Source organism: Porphyrobacter sp. YT40, from assembly GCF_006542605.1.
Taxonomy (GTDB): domain Bacteria; phylum Pseudomonadota; class Alphaproteobacteria; order Sphingomonadales; family Sphingomonadaceae; genus Erythrobacter.
On sequence record NZ_CP041222.1, the window covers coordinates 1,819,174 to 1,838,883 of the forward strand.

Genomic DNA, 19,710 nt, shown 5'->3' on the forward strand with positions numbered 1-19,710 from the left:
ATATCTCTCGGTTGCGGAATGGAGGGGTAGGGGAAAGGGAAGGGCTCAGACGGCGACGACGTGCTGTTCGATCGCGCCGAAGATCGAGTGGTTGTGATCGTCGCGCATCTCGATCCGCACCGTGTCGCCCGCCTGCATGAACGGGGTCGAGGGTGCGCCATCGCGGATGGTTTCGATCATGCGGATTTCGGCGATGCAGGAATAGCCCGCGCCGCCCTCGGCCACGGGCTTGCCCGCGCCGCCGTCCGCACCCTTGTTCGATACCGTGCCGGTGCCGATCACCGTGCCCGCACCCAGATTGCGGGTCTTGGCCGCATGTGCGACCAGCTGGGCCAGGTTGAAGGTCGCGTCCTGCCCCGCATTGGCCCGGCCGAAGGGCGCGCCATTGTAGTCGACCATTAGCGGCAGGTGGATAAGCGCATCTTTCCACGCCTCGCCCAGCTCGTCCGGCGTGACCGCGACGGGGGAGAAGGCGCTGGCGGGCTTGGACTGGAAGAAGCCGAAGCCCTTTTCGAGCTCCGCCGGGATCAGTCCGCGCAGGGAGACATCGTTGACCAGCATCAGCAGCTTGATGTGCTTGGCCGCATCTTCCGCCGACACGCCCATCGGCACATCATCGGTGATGCAGGCGATTTCGCCCTCCATGTCGCAGCCCCATGCGGGGTCGCCGAGCGGGATGTCCTGCCGCGGGCGCAGGAAGCCGTCGCTGCCGCCCTGATACATCAGCGGATCGGAATAGAAGCTCTCGGGCACCTTGGCCCCGCGCGCCTGCCGCACCAGCTCGACATGGTTGATATAGGCGCTGCCGTCAGCCCATTGATAGGCGCGCGGCAGGGGAGAATGCGCCTGCCGTTCGTGAAAGCGTTCGCACGGCACGGTCTCGTGTTCGACATCGCGGGCGAGGACTTCGAGTTCGGGCGCGATCCGGGCCCAGTCGTCGAGCGCGGATTGCAGCGTCGGAGCGATATAGCCGGCAGCGCAGCAGCGGGTGAGGTCTTTGGAAACCACCACCAGCTTGCCGTCGCGCGTGCCATTGTCGAGGGTTGCGAGTTTCATTGATGTGTCCTCCCGAGACGTGTTCTTATGATTGTGGTGCGTCGATCTGCCTGTCGGGGTGCGCTGCGGCAAAGGCAGGGAGCGCGAGGCAGGCGGCCTCGATACGGGTGAGGTGCGGGCTCGCCGACAGGTCGTAGGCAAAGCGGCGGGCATTGGCGAGCTGCGGGATCAGGACGATCTCGAACAGCCCCGGCGCATCGCCAGGCAGGAAGTCGCCCGTCTGCAATTGCGCCAGCCGCGCCTCGACCGGATCGAGCGTGCGCTTTAGCCAGGTGCGATACCAGACGTCGATCTCGTCCTGCGTGTGGCCGAGCGGGTCTTTCAGATATTTCAGCACCGGCAGATTGTTCACCGCATGGATCTCGGTCGCGATGGCATAGGTCAGTTCGCGCACGGTGTAGCGCGCCTCGATGTCCTGCGGCAGAAAGGCGGGCGTTGGATAAGCCTCGTCCAGCCATTCGAGCAGCGCCATCGACTGCGCCCGGTCGCGGCCATCGGCTTCCAGCATGGGGAGCGAGCCGAAGGGATTGCGCGCGGTGAAGCCTGCGTCCTTGTTCTCGGCCGTGACGAGGTTGACGGGGATGTTCTCGAAGGCGAGGCCCTTTAGGTTCAGGGCGATGCGCAGGCGGTAGGATGTCGAGGAGCGGAAGTAGCCGTAGAGTTTCATCGTGCTCATGGCCCCGCCATCGCAGGTGTGCGGCGGCGGGGCAAGGGGATGCGGGCGATCAGACCGGAGTCAGCACCCGGCTTACCGCGTTCAGCAGATCGGCCGGCGGGCAGGGCTTGGCCAGCGTGGTCGCGCGCGGGAAGCGGGCGGCCAGCGCGCTCATTTCGCCGCGCTCGGAATGCAGGATCACGGGGACGTTGTCGTCGATCAGCTTCTGCGCGAGCTCATAGGTCAGCCCATCGGCGAGCTCGATATCGAGCAGCACGCAATCGGGCCGCCCCTTCTGGCAGGCGAGCATGGTAGAGGAAATGCCGGCATGAGGCCCTTCGACCTCGTAGCCCGCTTCTTCGAAGGTGTCGCACAGGTCGAAGGCGGCAACATATTCGTCTTCGGCAACCAGAATTCGCAATGTCATCGGCCCACTCCCGCATCAACGAATCCCACAGCGCAGGAGTGTATCACGGTTTGGACGTCAGGCTTACGCCAATATCATCCATTATTGCCGAATTGTGCGGCGAAGCCCGGCTCGTCGCCCGCAGCGAGCAGTCTGGCTTGCTCGACCCACTGATCGCGGGTGATCCGCCCCGAAAACCGGCCGAGCTGTGCGTCGATCCGGGCGACGGCGGCATCGTCCCACGCGGCGATCTGGGCGAAAGTGGTGATGCCCAGCTCTCCCAGCAGTGCGGCAAGCTTGGGGCCGAGGCCCTTGATCCGAGTGAGATCGTCGGGGGTGGCCGAGGCTGCCACGGCAGGATCTGCGGCGGCGGGGGTGGTGACGGTCGGCGTGATGACCGGCCCCGCCTCGGCATCGGCTGCCGCCGGCGCGGCGGCCAGTGCATCGCTGTTGGCCGCTGCCGAAACCTCGCCCTGATTGATCGCGACCGAGCGCGGCGCGTCGATCAGCGCCTGGTTGCGCGGAGCGGGGGCTGCACCGTCCGCCAGCACATCGCGCGCCAGCGGGTCAGCGCCGTCGTCGCGCAGCACCTTCGCCTTGCGGTTCATCCGCGACAGCGCCCAGACGATCACCACCAGGGCGACAAGGCCGAGCAGGATCAGCGGCAGATAGGTCATCAGATCAGGCGACATGGGGCAGGGGCTCCGCTGCGAATCGGAAAGGTTGGGAAGGGGGCTCTAGCAGCCCCGCCCCCACTCTCCCAAGCCCCCGCGAAGGCATGTTAGCAGGTCGCGCTAGCGCACGACGCGGACCTCCCGCCCCGCCTCCCCACCCGGCCACCAATGATACCATTACGGTATGGTGGCCGGGTGGGGAGGCGGGGCGGGAGGTGCATGGGTTCGCGTCAGCGAACCTTGGTAAAGGGGCGCTCGGATCAGCCGCCCTTCATGCTCGCGGCCAGCGCGTTCAGCCGCAGGAATTCCTGCCGCCAGAAGTTGTCCTGCTTGGAGGCGAGCGCGGCGACATCGGCGAAGTCGAAGCCCATCATCAACTCGTCCCCGCGCAGCACCTGCCCGAAGGCGGCGACCGCTGCAGCGAAGGCGAAATCGCCGGTCGGCGCGCCCGCCTCGGCAATCGCGGCGGAGGGGACCACCTGCTCGATCAGCTTCGAGGTGTCGCCATCGGGCAGCTTGTAGCGCAGCTTGACCGTGGCGGCCTCGGCCATCCGCGCGGTGGCGGCGGCATCAGGCCTGTCCTCGTACTTGCGCGGGGCGATCCAGCCCTTGCCGCCGACCGGCACGATTTCATAGATCGCGGTCACTTGGTGACCGGCTCCGATATCGCCCGCATCGACGCGGTCATTGTCGAAATCCTCTTCGCGCAGCGCCCGGTTCTCGTAGCCGACGAGCCGGTATTGCGCGACCACTGCGGGGTTGAATTCGACTTGAATCTTCACGTCCTTGGCGATGGTGAACAGGGTCGAGCTCATCTCCTCGCCCAGCACCTTCTTCGCTTCGAGCGCAGAGTCGATATAGGCGTAGTTCCCGTTGCCCTTGTTGGCGACCTGCTCCATCATCGCTTCGTTGTAATTGCCCTGGCCGAAGCCCAGCGTGGTCAGCGTAATGCCGGTGTCGCGCTTCTTTTCGATCAGCTCGATCAATGCCTTGGTGTCCGACACGCCGACATTGAAATCGCCGTCGGTGGCAAGGATCACGCGGTTGACGCCGCCCTTGATGAAGTTGTCCTCGGCGATGCGGTAGGCGAGTTCGATCCCCGCGCCGCCAGCGGTCGATCCGCCAGCGGACAGGCTGTCGAGCGCACGGCGGATTTTCGCGGTGTCGTTGGTCGGCTCGAGCACCAGCCCGGCCGCGCCCGCATAGACCACGATCGACACCGTGTCCTGCGGCCCCAGTTCTCCCGCAAGGCCCGCCAGCGCGGTCTTGACCAGCGGCAGCTTGTCGGGGTCGTTCATCGAGCCCGAGACGTCCATCAGGAAGACGAGATTGGCAGGCGGGCGCTCCGCGCTGTCGATATCATAGCCGCGCAGCCCGATCCGCATCAGATAGCTGCCCGGATTCCAGGGGCTCTTCGCCACATCGGTCGTCACCGTGAAGGGCTGGCTGCGATCCTTCGGCTTGGCGTAATCGTAGCGGAAATAGTTGATCATCTCCTCGGTCCGCACCGCGTCCTGCGGGGGGAGCATGCCTTGCGTGAGGAACCGCCGGGTATTGGCATAGGCCCCCGTGTCGACATCCACGGAGAAAGTGGAGACCGGTTCGGCCTGCGTCAGCTTGACGGGGGAGACCTCTTTGCCGTCATATTTCTCGCGCCCCGGATCGGTGGCGACCATCACCGGCGGGGCGTAGAAGCTGGACTCGGCCGCGATATCGCGTGAGGGCACGCGCCGCAGTTCCCCGCCCGATGCGACGCGCGCTCCCGTCACCACCACCGCTTGCGGGGAAACGCTAGCCGGGAGCGGGGGCGGAGGTGGCGGAGGGGGTGGCGGTGGCGGGGCCATGACGACGGGCGGGGATGAAACCTTCGCCAGTTCCTCGGGCGCGTTCTTCGCGCAGCCCACCAGCACCGCACACAGCGTCGCCGCTGCCAAAACCCGTGTCCCTCGCATCACCTTGTCTCCCCACAGATCGAGTGGTTCGAAAAATCGGGTGGGCGGCGTGAATAGCGACTGAACGCCCTTGGCTTACGACAGTTCGGGCTCCGGATCGGGCACGACCTGCTTGCGGAACAATACCTTGTCCGCATCGTCGAAGCCGCGCCGCCAGATGATGAACGCGTAGGTGCCCAGCACAGCGGGGACGCCGATCAGCAGCTCGATCCACTCGGGAAGCCAGGTGAAGGCATAGCCCACCACCACCGCCGCAGCGGCGGCATGGGCGAGCGGCCAGCGCCAGTTGGAAACCGGCGCGCCGAGCAGGTGCTTGAGCAGCAGCGCCTTCACCAGCGAGGAGGTCGCCAGCGCGATCATCAATGCCCCGGCGGCGGCGGCTGCCTCGTAACCCTTGCCGAGGCCGAAGCGCCCCGCCGCCTCGATCAGCGCCACCGTCAGCCCGGCCTGCAAGGCGATGATCCCGACCGAGATCGCCAGATTGCGCTTGCGGGCGATGTAGACCAGCACGCTTTCCGACACGACCGCCATCGAGGCGACCACCTCGGCGGCGAGCAGGAAAGCGAGCGCGGCGGTGCCCGCGACATAGTCCGGCCCCCACAGCCCCATCACTGCCTCGCCCGGCACGCCCAGCACCAGCGCAATGCCAAGCTGCACCGCGATGATCCAGAACCCCACCTGCCGCACCTGCGCGGCGATCGCCTCCATGTTGCCGATCCGCAGGTTCTTCGTGATCACCGGCGAGAGGATCGGCTCGAAGCTGGTCTTGAGCTTCTGCGGCAGCGAGGCGATCTGCTGCGCGGCGTAATAGATCCCCACCGCCGAGGGCGGCGCGAACAGGCCGAGGATGAAAATGTCGAGCAGCCGGGTGCCGCGCTCGATCGCGTCGGCGCCCACCAGCGGGAAGGCGCGCGCCGACATCGCCAGCATCGCGCCCGGGCGCGGCTGCCAGTTCTTCGGCAGGCCGTAGCTGCGCAGGAACGGCCACAGGGCGGTGAGCAGACCGGCATAGATCGACGCGATGAAGGCCAGCGCCAGCCCGCTCTCGCGTGTGCCGGGGAGGTAGAAGAACACGCCAGCGCCGATCGAGATCGTCCACGGCTCGATGATCGCCCGCGCGCGCACCGTGGTTGCGATATCGAAGCGATAGGCCTGCGCGGCGAGCAGGATCTCGGTGACGGCGAAGGCGGGGATGGTGGCGACCAGCCAGATGTCCCACGCGCCGTTCATCCCGTTGGGGAACATCGGTTCGGGGAACACCAGCAGCACCGCTGCCGCCACCGCCGAATAGAGCAGTGCCAGCAGGATGCCGTCATAGACGAGGTTGGTCTCCGCCGCCCGGTTCTCGCCCGCGCCTTCGGACAGGCGCTGCGCCAGCCCGCGCTTTTCGCCGAGCGAGCAGATCAGCGCGACGATCTCGATCAGCACCAGCGCCGAGGCGAAGCGCCCCAGCGACTCCGCCCCGTAAAGCCGGGTGGCGATCACGAGGAAGGGGATGCGCGCCACCAGCCGGATGACGAAACCGAGCGTGTTCTTCCGCCCGCCGTCGGCGATGGTGGCGAGATCGTCGGTGTCGGGCGGGGCGGCGGCGGGGGTGGTCACGCCTCGATATCCCTCGCGTCGCTTTCGGTTTCGGCGCGCAGCGGGCGGGCGAGGAGATCGGCGACGACCTTGCGCGCGTCCGCGCCCTTGAGGATCGCGTCGACCGCCGCGACGATCGGCATCGCGATCCCGCGCGCCTCGGCCAGGTCGGCCAGCACCGGCGCGGTATGCGCGCCTTCGGCGACAGTCCGGCGGTCGGCCATCAGCGCAGCGGCGGAGGCGCCTTCGCCCAGCGCCTTGCCCAAGCTGAAATTGCGGCTGGACGTGGAGGAACAGGTCAGCACCAGATCGCCCAGCCCGCACAGGCCGGCCAGCGTCTCGCCCTCAGCGCCCAGCGTCTCGCCGAAGCGCAGCATCTCGGCATAGCCGCGCGCAATCAGCGCCGCGCGGGCGTTCTGGCCGAGCGCCAGCCCCTCCACGACCCCGCAGGCAATCGCCAGCACGTTCTTGACCGCACCGCCGATCTCCGCGCCGGTGACGTCATCGGAGTAATAGGGGCGGAAGGCGGGCCGCGCGATGGCGGGGGCGAGCCGCTCCCACTGGTTCCTGCCGCCTTCGCAGGCGAGCGTCACGGCGGTCGGCAGGCCAGCGGCAACTTCATGCGCGAAGGTCGGGCCGGAGAGCACCGCGATGGCGCTGCCGGGGGAGGCATCGCGCGCGACGTGGTTCATCAGCCGCCCCGTCCCCGCCTCGATCCCCTTGGAGCACAGCACCAGATCGCGCGGGGGCCGGGCGAGGCCTGCCAGCACCCGGCCCAGCACCTGCGCCGGCGTCACGACCAGAACGGCATCCAGCGCGGCCAGATCGGCGAGGTCGCCGGTCGCCCGGATGCCCGGGGCCAACTGCGCCGAGGGCAGGTAGAGAGGGTTGCGCCGTTCGGCATTGATCGCGGCGACGACCTCGGGCTCGTAAGCCCACAGGATCACCGCGCGCCCGTCCGAGGCGAGCATCTGCGCCAGCGCCGTGCCCCACGCGCCGGCACCGATGACGCCGATGGTTTCGCGATCGCTCATAGCCCCTCCATCACGCCTTGTAGCCCGCGCCGCGCACCGCTTCCGCCGCCGGGTCGAGCGGCCAGCGCGGGCGGGCGACGAAGTCCAGCGGATCGCCCGCCGCGTGTTCTCCGCCGAGCGCCAGCCGCTCGCAGCCCGCCCAGGCGATCATCGCGGCATTGTCGGTGCACAGCGCGAGTGGCGGGGCGGTGAAGCCCATCGCGTGCCGGGCGGCGAGCGTTTCGAGCGCGCCGCGCACCGTCCTGTTCGCCGCCACGCCGCCCGCGACGACCAGCGCGGGGAAGGGGCCGGCAGTGTCCAGCGCCCGCTCCAGCCGGTCGATCAGGCAATCGACCGCAGCCTGCTGGAAGCTCGCGGCGATGTCGGCGTCGCTGTGCGCGCCGCTCTCGACCGCGCGCAGCACCGCGCTCTTGAGCCCGGCGAAGGAGAAGTGCGGTTCGGCCGAGCCCTTGAGCGGGCGGGGCAGGGGCACGGCGTGGGGGTTCCCCTCCAGCGCCAGCCGCTCCACCGCAGGCCCGCCGGGATAGCCTAACCGCAAGATCTTGGCGGTCTTGTCGAAGGCTTCGCCCAGCGCGTCGTCGATGGTGGTGGCAAGGCGGCGGTATTGCCCGACGCCCTCGACGCTAAGGATCTGGCAATGCCCGCCCGAGACCAGCAGCAGCAGATAGGGGAAGGCCAGCGCGCGGTCGGCCAGCCGGGGGGAGAGCGCGTGGCCTTCGAGATGGTTGATCGCCAGCAGCGGCTTGTCCGCCGCCATCGCCAGCGCCTTGCCGCTGACGAGGCCGACCATCACCCCGCCGATTAGCCCCGGCCCGGCGGTGGCGGCGATGGCGTCGACATCATCCAGCGCCACGCCCGCCTCGCCCATCACCTTGGCCAGCATCGGGGCAAGGCGTTCGGCGTGGGCGCGGGCGGCGATTTCGGGGACGACTCCCCCATAGGGCGCGTGTTCGGCCTCCTGGCTGGCGATCGCCTGCGCGACGATCGTGCCGTCGCCGCGCACCAGCGCGACCGCGGTTTCATCGCAGCTCGACTCAATGCCGAGCACGAGCGGCGTGTCCAAGGTGTGCGTGACCGATCCCATCCGGCTTCCATCTAGTCCTTGTGCGGGCTAGAGCAAGCGCGGCCATGACTGAACCTGAACGAAGCACGCCGCGCCTGCGCCTCGGCACCCGCAATTCCCCCCTCGCGATGGCGCAGGCCGTGGAGACCCGCGCCCGCCTGTGCGCCGCCCACGGCTGGGCCGAGGACGAGGTCGAACTCGTCCCCGTTCTCGCGAGCGGCGACAAGGTGCTCGACCGTCCGCTGGCCGAGATCGGCGGCAAGGCGCTGTGGACCAAGGAGCTCGACCAGTGGCTGGGCGAAGGGCGGATCGACCTCTCGGTCCACTCGGCCAAGGATGTCGAGACCATCCGGCCCGATGCGTTCCACTTCCCCGCCTTCCTGCCGCGCGCCGACCGGCGCGATTGCCTCGTCGGCGCGGCGAGCATCGCGGCGATCCCGCAGGGCGCGGTCGTCGGCACCAGCGCGCCACGGCGGGCGGCGCAGCTCCTCAACCTGCGCCCCGATTGCAAGGTCGTGATGTTCCGCGGCAATGTCGCCACCCGGCTCAAGAAGCTAGCCGAGGGGGAGGCCGACGTGACCTTCCTCGCCGCCGCAGGCCTCGAACGGCTCGGGCAGAGCGAGGTCGGCGCGCCGCTCGCAAGCGCGGAGTGGATCCCCGCCGCCGCGCAAGGCGTGATCGCGATCGAATGCCGCGCGGACGATGCCGCCACCACCGCGCTGCTCGCCGCGATCGACCACGCGCCGACCCGCGCCGAGCTGGAGGCCGAGCGCGCCTTGCTCGCGGCGCTGGGCGGCACCTGCCACTCGCCCGTCGCCGTGCTGTGCGAGGGCGAGGGCGACAGCCTGATCATGCGCGCCGCGCTGTTCAGCCCCGACGGGGCCGAGCGGGTCGATGGCAGTGCCACCTTCGCCTCCGGCAACCACGCTGCGGTGCGCGCGCTCGCCGCCGATCTGTTGGCGCGCGCCACCCCGGCGATCACCGACCACTTCCGCGCGGGCTGATGGCCTTCCATCTGCTCGCGCTGCGCCCGGAGCCGGGTCTTTCCGCTACCCTCGGCAAGACCCGCGCGCTGGGTCTGCCGATCACCGGCCACGCGCTATCGGCGATCCGCCCGGTAAGCTGGCAGTGCCCAGAACCCGCCACCATTGACGCGCTGCTGATCGGCAGCGCCAACGCCATTCTCCACGCCGGCCCCGATCTCGCGCGCCTTGCCGCCAAGCCGGTCCATGCCGTGGGAGAGGCCACCGCCGAGGCGGTGCGCGCGGCGGGGCTGTCCGTAGCCATGACCGGCAGCGGCGGCCTGCAAGGCGTGCTCGATCATATCCCCGCGCCCTGCCACCTGCTGCGCATCGCGGGCGAGGAGCACGTGCCGCTGACCCCGCCGCCCGGCGTGACCTTCGAGACGGTGATCGCCTATCGCAGCGAGCCGCAGCCGCTCGATCCGGTTGCCGCTCTGCTTGCCGCGGGCGAGGCGCTGGTGCTGCTCCATTCGGCGGCCATGGCGCGGCACTTTGCCGCCGAGTGCGACCGGCTGGGGCTTGATCGCGCCCGCATCGCGCTCGCCGCGCTCGGCCCGCGCATCGCGGCAGCGGCGGGGGAGGGCTGGGCTGCGATCCACATCGCCGCGCGCCCGGACGAGGCCGCCTTGCTGCAATTGGCATTTGACTTGTGCGCCAAGCCGCGCTCCATTCCCGCCACGCCGTCCGGGCAGCCGTAAGAGCGGACACCGGCAGGCGCGCATACCACGGTCGCAAAGAACGGATCACGATGGCAACACCGCCCGGATCATCGCCAATCGCCTCGCAGCGCGGGCCCCTGTCGGGCCGAGCGCTGCTGCTGGTCGCGCTCGCCGCGTTCATCGTCGGGGGCGCGCTGGTGGGCTGGGTGATGTGGTACAACCTCGCCGGAGACCGCGCCGCGCCCGCGCCCACCGAGCCTGTCGCCGAGACGGCCGCAGAGGTCGCCGCCGGAGTGGCAGCCGCCGCGCAGCTTCCGGTCGCCGCCAAGCCGACGCCGCTTGCCGCGACCGAACAGGCGGTGGAGCGGGTGGCGGAACAGCAGGGCGGGCTCGACCAGCGCCTTGCCGCCGCCGAACAGCGCCTCACCCAGCTCGACCTTCAGGCTCAGGCCGCCGCCGGGAACGCCGCGCGCGCCGAGAGCCTGCTGATCGCCTTCGCCACCCGCCGCGCGGTCGAACGCGGGGCGGAGCTCGGCTATCTCTCCGACCAGTTGCGGCTGCGCTTTGGCGATCAGTGGCCCAATGCGGTCGGCACGATCATCGAATTTTCGCGCAATCCGATCCGCCTCGACGGCCTCGTGGCGCGGCTCGACGGCCTGGCGCCGAGCTTGCGCGAAAGCGGCGAGGGCCCTTCGTGGGCGACCTTCCGCCGCGAGCTCAGCCAGCTGTTCGTGGTGCGGCGCGAAAGCACGCCCTCGCCGCAGCCGCAACGCCGTCTGGAGAGCGCGCGCTATGCGCTGGAACAGGGGCGCTATCAGGCGGCGATCGACGAGGTGAAGGGGATGCCCGGCGCGGCCAAGGCCGAGACCTGGATCAAGGACGCGGAACGCTACAAGAAGGCGATGGACGCGCTGGAAGTGATCGAGACCGCCGCGGTGCTCGATCAGCGCGGGCTTCGCGACGGGGCCGGCAACCCCGTGCGCCAGCTGAGCCCGCTGGTGCGGCCCTGATTTCCACAACCGCGGCGAATCTGGGACCGCACGAATCGGCTTTGGCCCACCGGCTCTTGCCGCCGTGTTGGAGACACATGAGACACTGTCTAAGAGAAAACATTCTGCCCCGCCATTCCGCTGCACTTGAAGACGGGCGAAAAGGCCGCGGCAGGTCATCGGCGCGATAATGCCGCGGTCGCGGCAAGTAGGAAAGCACAGGTTTCAGATGCAGGGGTGTTACCCCCGCAGCAGCTCCGGCAGATCGCCCGAGACGCCGCGTGCTTCGTCCATGAAGAACTGCTTGAGCAGCGGCGTGCGCTGCACCGCTGCCATACCGAGGCGACGCACCGCGCTCGCGGTCTTGCCCGGCACGCCGAACAGCCGCGTCAGCCCGTCGGTCGCCAGCGCGACCATGAAGCTGTCGAGCCCGCGCCAGTTCTCGTAACGCTTGAGCAGCTCCGGATCGCCCGGATCGAGGCCGAGTCGCGCGCCCTCGGCCAGCACTTCGACCAGCGCGCCGACATCGCGCAGGCCGAGGTTGAGACCCTGCCCGGCGATCGGGTGAATGCCGTGCCCGGCATCGCCGATCAGCGCGAGGCGCTCGGCGGTGATCTTGGCGGTGTGGTGGAAGCCCAGCGGGTAGCTCGAACGGTGGCCGACGCTGAGCACCTTGCCGAGGACGCCGCCCATGCGCTTTTCGACCTCGGCGAGGAAAGCGCGGTCGCCCAGCTTGGTGACACCCGCCGCATCGGCCTCCGACACGGTCCACACCAGCGAGGAGCGGTGCGTGCCGTCGGCATCGTCGTTGAGCGGCAGCAGCGCGAACGGCCCGGCGGGGTAGAAGATTTCCCACGCCACGTTGCCGTGCGGCTTTTCATGGGTCAGCCCGGCGATGATCGCGCGGTGCTTGTAATCCCACTTGGCGAGCGTGATCCCGGCGGAATCGCGGGTCGGCGACTGGCGTCCCTCGGCGGCGATCATCAAGCGGCCCTTGAGCTTCTGCCCATCGGCCAGCACTGCCGCGACGCCAAATGGGCTGCGCTGGCGCTCGGTCACGGTCGCCTTGGCAACCCAGTTGATCAGCGGCTCCTTCGCCGCCGCTTCGAACAGCGCGAGACGCAACCGGCGGTTTGGGAACATCCGCCCGAGCGTGCCGTCACCTTCGCCGGGGACGAAATCGAGGCGGCCGGGCTTGTTCTGGTCGGTCACCGCAATGCTGGCGATATCGCAGGCGAATTGCTCCAGCCCCTCGGCGATGCCGATATTCTCGAACAGGTGCCAGCTCGCGGTCGAGATGGCGGTGGCACGGTCGTCGAAGCCCTCGGCGGTGAGTTCGGCAGGGTCGGCGCGGTCGATCACGTGGCTGGAGAGGCCCTTCTTCGCCGCCGCCAGCGCCAGCGTCATGCCCACGAGGCCGCCGCCGAGGATCACCAGATCGCGAGTATTGTCCGAACTTGCTGTCACCTTGCGCGCTCCGATTGCGAACCCATCTTGCCACGCCTAGAGGGTTGCCGGTGCCGCACGCAAGATTCTTCCCGCACATCACGCGACTAATCGCTGCATGGGTGCTTGCGATTGCCGCAAGCGTGATGCTCGCCGCGCCTGCCATCGCGCAGGAAGGCACCCCCGCGCCGCGTGCGCCGCTCTTCGGGTCTGACCGGATCGCGGTGGCGCTCTATGCGCAAGGCCAGCCGGTGGCGGGCGAGGAGTGGCTGCTGGCACTGCACTTCACCCCCAGCGCGCCCGAATGGCACGGCTATTGGTCGAACCCCGGTGATGCGGGCGAGGGGATGCGCCTCGCGCTCGACCTGCCGCCCGATTGGGAGGTGGGCGAGGCGCGCTATCCGGTGCCCCAGCGGCTGGTGCTGTCGGGCCTGATGAACCATATCTACGAAGGGCCCTATACCATCCTCGTCCCGGTGGTGCCGGGGCCATCGGCTGCGGGTTTTGCGGGTCCGGTCACGGGGACGGTCGATTACCTCGCCTGTTCCGACATCTGCGTGCCGCAGCACGCGGACCTTGCCGCGCGCGCCGGGGGCGATTTTGCGCGCTGGCGGGCAGCCATCGCCCCGCCGCTGGATGCTGCGGGCCGGTTCGCGATCGAAGGCAAGACGCTGCGCATCGCCATCCCGCTGCCCGCGAGCATGGCGCTTCCCGATCCGCACGTCTTCGTCGCCAACCAGCGGCTCGTGGCCCACGCCGCCCCGCAGACCTTCCGCCGGGTTGGAGACGTGCTGGTGGCCGAGATTCCGCTAGACGATTTCGGCACCGGCAAGGCCGATGCGCTGGAGGGCATCCTCGCCTTCGGGGACGGGATCGGGGTGCGCTTTGCCGCCGAGCTCGGCCCGGTGCCGAGCGGGGGCGAGCCGGTCGCCGGGCCGCGCGATGCGCCGTCGCCCGCCTTGTGGACGCTGATCCTCGGCGCGCTCGCCGGGGGCCTGCTGCTCAATATCATGCCCTGCGTGTTTCCGATCCTGAGCCTCAAGGCGATCGCTCTCGCCCGCGCCGGGGAGAGCGAAGCCAAGGCCCGGGCCGAGGGGCTGGCCTATACCGCGGGCGTGGTGCTGGCTTGCCTCGGCCTCGGCGCATTGCTGCTGGCGCTGCGTGCGGGCGGAGAGCAGATTGGCTGGGCGTTCCAGTTGCAGGAGCCGGGCGTGGTCGTCGCGCTGCTGGTGCTCGCCGCCGCGATCACCGCCAACTTCGCCGGCCTGTTCGATCTGCCCGCGGTCTCGGTGCGGCTGGGGGGCGAGCGGATGGGAGCCTTCGCCACCGGGCTGCTCGCGGCTTTCGTGGCGACGCCCTGCACCGGGCCCTTCATGGCGGCGGCCTTGGGTGCGGCGCTATTGCTGCCTGTGCCGCAAGCGCTGTTGCTGTTCGCCTGCCTCGGGCTGGGGCTGGCGCTGCCGTTCCTGTTGCTGGGCTTCGTGCCACCGCTCCGGCGGATGCTGCCTCGGCCCGGCGCGTGGATGGAGCGGTTCCGGCGGATCATGGCGATCCCGATGGCGCTGACCGCGCTCGCACTGCTGTGGCTGACGGTGCAGCTGGGCGGACGGCCTTTCGGCCTGATCGCGCTGGTGCTGGTGGCGGGCGTGGTGCTGGGCCTGTTCGTGACCGGCAGGCTCCAGCGCGCGGGCAAGCTGGCCTGGCCCGCCTTCGGCCTCGTAGCCGCGCCCTTCCTCGCCTTTGCGCTGATCGGCCTGCCCTCGGTCTACGAAGCGCCCTCGGCCCGCGCGCGGGAGAGCATCCTTGCCGCGCAGCCCTTCAGCCGCGAGGCTCTGGCCGATGCACGTGCGTCAGGGCAGCCGGTGTTCCTCTATTTCACCGCCGACTGGTGTGTGACCTGCAAGGTCAACGAAGCCGCCGCGATCGAGCGCGAGACCACGCGTGCGGCCTTCGAACAGGCGGGAGTGACGGTGCTGGTGGGCGACTGGACCGCGCGCGATGAAGCGATAACGGCCTTCCTCACCGAACAGGGCGCAGCGGGCGTGCCGCTCTACCTGTGGTATGCGCCGAACGCGGCCAAGCCGGAGCAGCTGCCGCAGGTGCTCACGCCCGATTTGCTGGCGGCGAGGGCCTCAGGGGATCGGTGACACAACCGGCGGCGGCGCGATCTCGGGCACGATCACCGGTGGTGCAATTTCCGGCGGCGCACCGCGGCAGGTGCTGACCAGTGCCATTGGTAACGGGCTCGGGTTGAGCCTCACCAGCCCCGCACCCGGCACGGTTACGGTCGCCTCGCGCTCGGGCTTGAGGGCATCCCATTCGGGCCGCGCGGCGGACACTTCGCCCTGCCACAGTACCCGCCCGCCGACTTCGGTCGCATCGACCGGGAAACGCCCGATCCGGCCATTGCCGATCAGCGCCAGCAACGCCGCCGCGCCGCTATCGGCGGGGGCATGGCGGGTGATCGTGAGCGCCGCATCGGCCGTGCCCGGCGCATGGCATTCGAGCGAGATCATTACCGGCTGCCCGGGCACGCCATAGACCAGCCGCAGGGCCTTGTCGGTGGTCGACCAGATTGCGCCGGTGGTATCGGGCGAGGCCAGCGGCGCAGACGGCCCGCTCGCGGATGTCACCAGCGACACGCGCGCCATGGCCGCATCGGTCGGCGGCGGCTTGCACCCGCCCAGCAGCCCGGCGCACAGGCCGGCGATCAGCAATCCCTTGTGCATCAGCGGGCGCGGATGAAGGCGCGGATATCGGCGCTGAGCTTCGCGCGGTCCTCGTCGCGGATATACATCATGTGGCCTGCGTCGTAATATTTCCACGTGATCCGGTCCTGCGGGATGCCGTGCCGCTTCAGCGAATATTCCGCGCCGAAGAAGGGCGTGGCGAAATCGTACCAGCCTTGCGCGTTGAACAGCCGCAGACCGGAATTCTGCCGCAAGGCCTGCCCGATCAGCGGCGCGACGTTGAGATAGGCCCCGCGGCCCGATCCGTCGAGGCTCCAGTCCCAGTTGCGCCCCGGTTCGCGCCCGATCGACTGATATTCGCGGTCGGTGCGATAGCCCAGCGTCTCGCGCGCCCAGCTGTTGATTGCGGCCGTGTAGCCCGCGTCGATGCCGTAGAAGCTCGGATCATCGTCCGGCGTCTCCCCGGCATTGTCGTAATCCATGCCGGTGTAGCGCGAATCGAGCCGCCCCACGGTCTGCCCGCGGTCGCGCAGCAGCTCCTTATAGAAGCGCTGGTCGGTGACGCGCAGGTTGGCCTGATCGAGATAGGTTTCCGAAAGGCCGGTGAGGCGCGAAAGTTCGCGGCGCACGCTCGCGCGCTCGGTCTCGGGCAGGTCCTGCCCCTTGAGCAGCGCGGTGGCGAAAGGCCCGATGGCAAAGCGCCGCGCTTCCTCGGCAACGGCGGCGGCCGACTCGCCCTGAACCTTCCCGTGATACCATGCCGCGGTTGCCATGTTGGGCAGGGTGACGACATAGGCCAACTCGTTGCCCGGCGTCGTGTCCTCGATCCCGAAATCGAGGATGGTCGATATCAGGATCAGACCGTTGAGGCCGACATCGTTGTAGGTGCTGCCCTCCAGCTCGTCGGCAAGCATCGCGGTGCGGGTGGTGCCGTAGCTCTCGCCGCCGATGAACTTGGGGCTGTTCCAGCGGCCATTGTCGTTGATCCAGCGCCGGATCACCTTGGAAACGGCGCGCGCGTCCTGCCTGAGGCCGTAATATTTCTTGGGATCGGTGCCCTGGGTCAGGTGGCTGAACCCGGTGCCGGGCGGGTCGATAAAGACGAGGTCGGCAACGTCGAGCAGGCTGTCGGGGTTGTCGCGCAGCGGATAGGGCGGCGCGCCATCGTCGCGCGCGTCCGAGGGGATTGCCACGCGCTTGGGCCCGAAGGCGCCCATCTGGAGCCACACCGAGCCCGAACCTGGGCCGCCGTTGTAGATGAAAAATACCGGGCGCGTCGGGTCGGCGGGGGTCTTCACATAGGAGGTGGTGACGATCACCGCCTCGGGCTTGCCGTCGTCATTGCTGAGCACGGTGTCGGCGATGGTCGCGCGGTAGGCGATGCGCTGCCCGCCGAAGATGCCGAACAGGTCGCGGGTGCGGGACTGTGCTTCGGCAGCGGGTTTGGTGGCTTCCGCCTTGGCCGAGTCCTGCGCGGTGATGGGAGCGGTAAGAGCGAGGGTGCTGGCAGCGGCCAGCGCGGCGAGGAATCGGGGGGTCATGGGGAGAAGGGAGTGGCAGGGTTGAAGGGTGGGTTCAAGGGGAACCCCTGCGGTTTCCCGCCCCCGCTTTAAACGCGGGTCAGGCGGCAGCGTAGATTGCAGGACGGTAGCGCGGTTCAGGGATCGCAAGGCCACTTTCAACCGCGGCCTCCAGCCACAACTCGATCGCGTTCTGGATATTGGCAATCGCTTCGTCCGGTGTGTCGCCATGCGCCGAACAAGGCTTCAGGTCGGGAACGTCGGCGATCCAGCAATCGTCCTCGGACGACCAGAACAGATTGATATGATAATGCGGCTGGCTCACGGCTCCATATATAAGCCGTGTTCCTCGACAAGTTCAAGGAACTCCCGCACCTGATAGAGCTTGGCATCTTTGCCCGTCGGTTGGATTGGGAAAGGACGGGCGAGTTTGGGATGCGTCCAAATCGCGTGGCTGCCTTTGGTGCGGACGTGCTCTAAGCCAAAAGCCCGGAGCAGCTTCTCGAAATCGCGAAACGGGATCGGCGCGCGTGGATTCGCGAGAAGGCTGGCGTAGAGCTTGTCGATGCGGGTCATGGCTGCCTCGGTACGTTTGAGCAGCACTCTCGTTAGAGGCTGCACATTTGGCTGCAACAACCCGTTAGACGACTCAAGGCATGGCGCCAGATTTAACTAACTGAAATTACACATTAAGTTTTCCACAGTTTCGCGAATGGCGGCGTTGGACATCGTCGCACATTTTCAAGGCTTCCCACCCATCCGCTTATATCGCGTCTTGCCGAACCGCGTCTTGCGCGTCCCCGGCTTGCCCTCGTTGCTCCGCCCGACAATCGGCGCGCGTTTCTGGTCGTCCGGCAACCCGAGTTCGTCCGCTTCCAGCCGGCGGATTTCGTCGCGCAACCTCCCGGCTTCCTCGAATTCGAGGTTTGCCGCCGCGTTGCGCATCCGCTTTTCGAGGTCTTCGATGTAGCTGCGCAAGTTGTGCCCGACGAGGTTGTTGCGCTCGTCGTCGCCGGTATCGACCACCACGCTGTCCTGCGAGGCGGTGTGGGCCACAATGTCGTGGATGTTGCGCTTGATCGTCTGCGGCGTGATGCCGTGTTCTTCGTTATAGGCCTGTTGCTTGGCCCGCCTGCGGTCGGTCTCGGCGAGGGCGCGTTCCATGCTGCCGGTGATGCGGTCGGCGTAGAGGATCACCCGCCCGTCGACATTACGCGCGGCGCGGCCGATGGTCTGGATCAGCGAGGTTTCGGAGCGCAGGAAGCCTTCCTTGTCCGCGTCGAGGATCGCCACCAGCCCGCATTCGGGAATGTCCAGCCCCTCGCGCAGCAGGTTGATGCCGACCAGCACGTCATAGACCCCGAGGCGCAGGTCGCGGATCAGCTCGATACGCTCCAGCGTCTCGACGTCGGAGTGCATGTAGCGCACGCGCACGCCCGCCTCGTGCATGAATTCGGTGAGGTCTTCGGCCATGCGCTTGGTGAGAGTAGTCACCAGCGTGCGGTAGCCCTTGGCGGCGGTCGCCTTGCACTCGGCGATGCAGTCCTGCACCTGGTCTTCGACCGGGCGGATTTCGACCGGGGGGTCGATCAGGCCGGTGGGGCGGATCACCTGTTCGGCGAAGACCCCGCCGGTCTGCTCCATTTCCCAACCGCCGGGGGTAGCGCTGACCGCGAAGGTCTGCGGGCGCATCGCGTCCCATTCGTTGAAGCGCAGCGGGCGATTGTCGATGCAGCTTGGCAGGCGGAAGCCGTATTCGGCGAGCGTCAGCTTGCGGCGGTGGTCCCCGCGCGCCATCGCGCCGATCTGCGGCACGGTCTGGTGGCTTTCATCGACGAACAGCAGCGCGTTTTCGGGGAGGTATTCGAACAGCGTCGGCGGCGGTTCGCCGGGCAGCCGTCCGGTGAGGAAGCGCGAATAGTTCTCGATCCCTGCGCAGCTTCCCGTCGCCGCGATCATCTCAAGGTCGAAATTGGTGCGCTGTTCGAGCCGCTGGCGTTCGAGCAGCTTGCCTTCCGCCTCCAGTTCCTTCAGCCGTTCCTCCAGCTCGAATTTGATCGCGGCGGCGGCCTGTTTCATCGTCGGGCCGGGCGTGACGTAGTGCGAATTGGCATAGACCCGCACTTTTTCGAGCGAAGCGCCCTTGGTGCCGGTGAGCGGGTCGAACTCGGCGATGTCCTCGATCTCGTCGCCGAAGAAGCTGACCCTCCAGGCCATGTCTTCATAATGCGAGGGGAAGATTTCCAGATTGTCACCGCGCACCCGGAAACACCCCCGCGTGAAGGCGGCATCGTTGCGCTTGTATTGCAGTGCGACGAGCTTGCGGATCAGCTCGCGCTGGTCGACCGTCTCGCCCTTCTTGATGTCGAAGATCATCGCCGAATAGGTCTCGACCGAGCCGATACCGTAAAGGCACGACACCGAGGCGACGATGATCACGTCGTCGCGTTCCAGCAGCGCCCGGGTGGCCGAGTGGCGCATCCGGTCGATCGCTTCGTTCACGCTCGATTCTTTCTCGATATAGGTGTCCGAGCGAGGGACGTAGGCCTCGGGCTGGTAATAGTCGTAGTAGCTGACGAAATATTCGACCGCGTTTTCGGGGAAGAAGCTCTTGAATTCGCCGTAGAGCTGCGCGGCGAGAATCTTGTTGGGGGCGAGGATCAGCGCCGGGCGCTGGAGCGTCTCGATCACCTTGGCCATGGTGAAGGTCTTGCCCGAGCCGGTGACCCCGAGCAGCACCTGCGTCTTATCCCCCGCCAACGCGCTCTCGGTCAGTTCCCTGATCGCGGTCGGCTGATCGCCCGCCGGTTCGTAGTCCGACACCAGCTTGAACGGAATGCCGCCCATCGACTTGTCGGGGCGGGCAGGGCGGTGCGGGACGAAGTCCGCGCCCGTTTCGGGCTCGTCCAGTCCGCGGCGGATCACGAGTTCGGCCATGCTCCCAAGTATGGGGAACAAAACGG

General features: G+C 68.2%; 18 protein-coding genes. 4 read left to right on the forward strand and 14 right to left on the reverse strand.

The genetic code is table 11. The features are described 5' to 3' along the window. Positions 1-45: 45 nt before the first annotated feature. The 8 genes from E2E27_RS08400 to tsaD form a co-directional block, all read right to left on the reverse strand. Complete coding sequence (locus E2E27_RS08400) at positions 46-1,056, reverse strand: fumarylacetoacetate hydrolase family protein (RefSeq protein WP_141458520.1); 1,011 nt, start codon at positions 1,054-1,056, stop codon at positions 46-48. Between the two features lie 25 nt (positions 1,057-1,081). Beyond that, positions 1,082-1,723, reverse strand: a complete 642-nt coding sequence (gene maiA, locus E2E27_RS08405; protein ID WP_141461722.1) for a maleylacetoacetate isomerase — start codon at positions 1,721-1,723, stop codon at positions 1,082-1,084. Positions 1,724-1,781: 58 nt separating this feature from the next. Next, on the reverse strand, positions 1,782-2,138 hold the full coding sequence (locus tag E2E27_RS08410) for a response regulator (protein ID WP_141458521.1): 357 nt from the start codon (positions 2,136-2,138) through the stop codon (positions 1,782-1,784). A 74-nt stretch (positions 2,139-2,212) separates the two neighbouring features. Next, entirely contained in the window at positions 2,213-2,809 is a 597-nt protein-coding gene (locus E2E27_RS08415) for a helix-hairpin-helix domain-containing protein (protein ID WP_141458522.1), read from the reverse strand. 242 nt (positions 2,810-3,051) lie between these two features. After that, positions 3,052-4,743, reverse strand: a complete 1,692-nt coding sequence (locus tag E2E27_RS08420; RefSeq protein ID WP_141458523.1) for a vWA domain-containing protein — start codon at positions 4,741-4,743, stop codon at positions 3,052-3,054. A 75-nt stretch (positions 4,744-4,818) separates the two neighbouring features. After that, positions 4,819-6,345 carry a lipopolysaccharide biosynthesis protein gene (locus E2E27_RS08425; RefSeq protein WP_141458524.1) on the reverse strand — a complete coding sequence of 509 codons (1,527 nt, stop codon included), beginning with the start codon at positions 6,343-6,345 and terminating at the stop codon, positions 4,819-4,821. Next, the gene (locus E2E27_RS08430; protein WP_141458525.1) at positions 6,342-7,358 is read right to left on the reverse strand and encodes an NAD(P)H-dependent glycerol-3-phosphate dehydrogenase; all 1,017 of its coding nucleotides are present in this window, start codon (positions 7,356-7,358) and stop codon (positions 6,342-6,344) included. Before E2E27_RS08430 ends, E2E27_RS08425 begins: the two co-directional genes overlap by 4 nt. 10 nt (positions 7,359-7,368) lie before the next feature. Then, positions 7,369-8,442: a tRNA (adenosine(37)-N6)-threonylcarbamoyltransferase complex transferase subunit TsaD gene (gene tsaD, locus E2E27_RS08435; protein ID WP_141458526.1), complete on the reverse strand. Its 1,074-nt coding sequence runs from the start codon at positions 8,440-8,442 to the stop codon at positions 7,369-7,371. A 107-nt stretch (positions 8,443-8,549) separates the two neighbouring features. Between tsaD and hemC the strand changes: the two genes are divergently transcribed. Genes hemC through E2E27_RS08450 form a run of 3 tightly spaced genes read left to right on the forward strand, consistent with a single transcriptional unit; the run spans position 8,550 to position 11,112 of the window. Then, a complete protein-coding gene (gene hemC / locus E2E27_RS08440; protein ID WP_234036259.1) occupies positions 8,550-9,425 on the forward strand; it encodes a hydroxymethylbilane synthase in 876 nt (291 codons plus the stop codon). Beyond that, the gene (locus E2E27_RS08445; RefSeq protein WP_141458528.1) at positions 9,425-10,141 is read left to right on the forward strand and encodes a uroporphyrinogen-III synthase; all 717 of its coding nucleotides are present in this window, start codon (positions 9,425-9,427) and stop codon (positions 10,139-10,141) included. The genes hemC and E2E27_RS08445 overlap by 1 nt, the downstream gene beginning before the upstream one ends. 50 nt (positions 10,142-10,191) lie before the next feature. Further along, positions 10,192-11,112, forward strand: a complete 921-nt coding sequence (locus tag E2E27_RS08450) for a hypothetical protein (protein WP_234036248.1) — start codon at positions 10,192-10,194, stop codon at positions 11,110-11,112. A 219-nt stretch (positions 11,113-11,331) separates the two neighbouring features. On the opposite strand, the gene E2E27_RS08455 is transcribed toward E2E27_RS08450, so the two are convergent. Next, the gene (locus E2E27_RS08455; RefSeq protein ID WP_234036260.1) at positions 11,332-12,498 is read right to left on the reverse strand and encodes an FAD-dependent monooxygenase; all 1,167 of its coding nucleotides are present in this window, start codon (positions 12,496-12,498) and stop codon (positions 11,332-11,334) included. A 185-nt stretch (positions 12,499-12,683) separates the two neighbouring features. Here E2E27_RS08455 and E2E27_RS08460 point away from each other — a divergent pair, with 185 nt between their 5' ends. Continuing rightward, positions 12,684-14,684 carry a protein-disulfide reductase DsbD family protein gene (locus E2E27_RS08460; protein ID WP_141461726.1) on the forward strand — a complete coding sequence of 667 codons (2,001 nt, stop codon included), beginning with the start codon at positions 12,684-12,686 and terminating at the stop codon, positions 14,682-14,684. Here the strand turns inward: E2E27_RS08460 and E2E27_RS08465 are convergent. The 5 genes from E2E27_RS08465 to uvrB all read right to left on the reverse strand — a co-directional run bounded on the left by E2E27_RS08465 (position 14,670) and on the right by uvrB (position 19,684). Continuing rightward, a complete protein-coding gene (locus E2E27_RS08465; RefSeq protein WP_141458530.1) occupies positions 14,670-15,266 on the reverse strand; it encodes a hypothetical protein in 597 nt (198 codons plus the stop codon). The two genes, E2E27_RS08460 and E2E27_RS08465, sit on opposite strands and share 15 nt — an antisense overlap. Beyond that, complete coding sequence (locus E2E27_RS08470; RefSeq protein ID WP_141458531.1) at positions 15,266-16,768, reverse strand: S10 family peptidase; 1,503 nt, start codon at positions 16,766-16,768, stop codon at positions 15,266-15,268. Before E2E27_RS08470 ends, E2E27_RS08465 begins: the two co-directional genes overlap by 1 nt. Before the next feature lie 79 nt (positions 16,769-16,847). Next, the gene (locus E2E27_RS08475) at positions 16,848-17,072 is read right to left on the reverse strand and encodes a type II toxin-antitoxin system HicB family antitoxin (protein ID WP_141458532.1); all 225 of its coding nucleotides are present in this window, start codon (positions 17,070-17,072) and stop codon (positions 16,848-16,850) included. Beyond that, positions 17,069-17,323, reverse strand: coding sequence for a type II toxin-antitoxin system HicA family toxin (locus E2E27_RS08480; protein WP_141458533.1), 255 nt, complete (start codon positions 17,321-17,323; stop codon positions 17,069-17,071). The genes E2E27_RS08475 and E2E27_RS08480 overlap by 4 nt, the downstream gene beginning before the upstream one ends. A gap of 165 nt (positions 17,324-17,488) precedes the next feature. Further along, positions 17,489-19,684 carry an excinuclease ABC subunit UvrB gene (gene uvrB / locus E2E27_RS08485; protein WP_141458534.1) on the reverse strand — a complete coding sequence of 732 codons (2,196 nt, stop codon included), beginning with the start codon at positions 19,682-19,684 and terminating at the stop codon, positions 17,489-17,491. Positions 19,685-19,710 lie beyond the last annotated feature (26 nt).

Excerpts from the sequence above, each read along its gene's own strand:
- E2E27_RS08400 (WP_141458520.1), bottom strand. The coding sequence starts at position 1,056 with ATGAAACTCGCAACCCTCGACAATGGCACGCGCGACGGCAAGCTGGTG.
- maiA (WP_141461722.1), bottom strand. The coding sequence starts at position 1,723 with ATGAAACTCTACGGCTACTTCCGCTCCTCGACATCCTACCGCCTGCGC.
- E2E27_RS08410 (WP_141458521.1), bottom strand. The coding sequence starts at position 2,138 with ATGACATTGCGAATTCTGGTTGCCGAAGACGAATATGTTGCCGCCTTC.
- E2E27_RS08415 (WP_141458522.1), bottom strand. The coding sequence starts at position 2,809 with ATGTCGCCTGATCTGATGACCTATCTGCCGCTGATCCTGCTCGGCCTT.
- E2E27_RS08420 (WP_141458523.1), bottom strand. The coding sequence starts at position 4,743 with ATGCGAGGGACACGGGTTTTGGCAGCGGCGACGCTGTGTGCGGTGCTG.
- E2E27_RS08430 (WP_141458525.1), bottom strand. The coding sequence starts at position 7,358 with ATGAGCGATCGCGAAACCATCGGCGTCATCGGTGCCGGCGCGTGGGGC.
- tsaD (WP_141458526.1), bottom strand. The coding sequence starts at position 8,442 with ATGGGATCGGTCACGCACACCTTGGACACGCCGCTCGTGCTCGGCATT.
- hemC (WP_234036259.1), top strand. The coding sequence starts at position 8,550 with ATGGCGCAGGCCGTGGAGACCCGCGCCCGCCTGTGCGCCGCCCACGGC.
- E2E27_RS08445 (WP_141458528.1), top strand. The coding sequence starts at position 9,425 with ATGGCCTTCCATCTGCTCGCGCTGCGCCCGGAGCCGGGTCTTTCCGCT.
- E2E27_RS08450 (WP_234036248.1), top strand. The coding sequence starts at position 10,192 with ATGGCAACACCGCCCGGATCATCGCCAATCGCCTCGCAGCGCGGGCCC.
- E2E27_RS08455 (WP_234036260.1), bottom strand. The coding sequence starts at position 12,498 with ATGACGCTGGCGCTGGCGGCGGCGAAGAAGGGCCTCTCCAGCCACGTG.
- E2E27_RS08460 (WP_141461726.1), top strand. The coding sequence starts at position 12,684 with ATGCTCGCCGCGCCTGCCATCGCGCAGGAAGGCACCCCCGCGCCGCGT.
- E2E27_RS08465 (WP_141458530.1), bottom strand. The coding sequence starts at position 15,266 with ATGCACAAGGGATTGCTGATCGCCGGCCTGTGCGCCGGGCTGCTGGGC.
- E2E27_RS08470 (WP_141458531.1), bottom strand. The coding sequence starts at position 16,768 with ATGACCCCCCGATTCCTCGCCGCGCTGGCCGCTGCCAGCACCCTCGCT.
- E2E27_RS08480 (WP_141458533.1), bottom strand. The coding sequence starts at position 17,323 with ATGACCCGCATCGACAAGCTCTACGCCAGCCTTCTCGCGAATCCACGC.
- uvrB (WP_141458534.1), bottom strand. The coding sequence starts at position 19,684 with ATGGCCGAACTCGTGATCCGCCGCGGACTGGACGAGCCCGAAACGGGC.